Annotated in this window: 1 protein-coding gene; it reads right to left on the reverse strand. The window is 40.3% G+C overall.

Annotation, left to right across the window (positions count from 1 at the left end):
• Positions 1–827: CHASE3 domain-containing protein (locus tag QUB06_RS34565; RefSeq protein ID WP_333439347.1), on the reverse strand; the 827-nt coding region annotated here is incomplete at its 3' end.
• Positions 828–1,293: the final 466 nt, after the last annotated feature.

Genomic DNA, 1,293 nt, shown 5'->3' on the forward strand with positions numbered 1-1,293 from the left:
CGTGCAGATTCCGCACCAGCTTGGGCTTGCTGGGCTGATTGTTGGGAAGCCGCGCCCAACTCATCCATTGTGATTGTAGTTTGATTTACAGAGCTCGATTGCTGTGTAGCTGTGCGTTCCTGCTGTTCTACTGTGGCCGCAATCTCTGTGGAAGAACTGGCGATCGTATTTGCTACCTGATTGATTGGTCGGATAATTTTATCAAAAATAAATAATACAATAAATGAACCCAATACTACAGCAACAACCGTACCTCCTATAGAAACAATCGTCGCTAATTGCTCCGACTGTTTTGCGAATTTTGTTCGTTGAACCAGTAAAGCATCTTCTACCGTAAGCATTTCCCCCAGCTTATTCCTAATTTCATCCATTAATATCTTGCCTTTGCCTGAAATCACCAAGGCTCTTAGCTCTGGTTCTTTCCCAGCCCTTTTCAGGGATATAGTTTCCGCTAATTCATCGAGTTTTTGCTGACCCAAATTTTCAACTTCCTCCAAAGTTTTAACTTGTTCAGGGATATCTTTTACTAAGTTTTTTGTCTCATTTACTGTTTTATAAAAAGCGACGGTTCCCTTTTTGTAAGGTTCTAAAAATTCCTCCTTTCCTGCGAAGATAAACCCTCGCTGTCCTGTTTCAGCATCCAATAAAGTTTTTTCTAGGGCTTGCAAATTTGTCTGGACTACATAAGTGTGCGTTTGCCACTCAATAGCTTCGGCTAACTTATCCATACTCAATTTAGTGGCAAATCCGATGCTAATCATTAAGAAAAAAATGGAGCCGAAGCCCAAAGGAACTACTTTACTAAGCCGAATAATATTGTGCCACATTGCACTTTCTACTCCTTGATTCGTTGTTGACTTTTGTGGGGGGAAGTTGCAGCGTCAATAATTTCCTGATGTTTTTCACCCAAGTAGTTATTTAATCCCTCATACTAATTCATAATTAATGCCCGTTTTTTCGTGGGAAAAACTTCCAGCGCTTTTTTTTGCTTTCCTTGCTTTACCAACTCAACCATTGACTCAGACTCATCAATAAAAATCTGGCAAAACTTAATGTTGAGCAAGCGATGCAGGTCAAAGTCTTTAGGATTAAGGGTTGTTTTGCCTGCTTTGATTTTGCATAAATCCTGTTTATTCGATTGTAGCTGGAAATTCAGGAACCAAACCCAAACATCGTCAATCGATTTTAGATTTTAGATTTTCGATTTTCGATTGACCCCACGGATAAATGCGGGGGCTCTTCTGATTTTCGATTTTGGATTGATTCCACGGATAAATCACGTGGCGGGTACCA

This window comes from Microcoleus sp. D2_18a_D3 (assembly GCF_036702455.1).
GTDB lineage: Bacteria > Cyanobacteriota > Cyanobacteriia > Cyanobacteriales > Microcoleaceae > Microcoleus.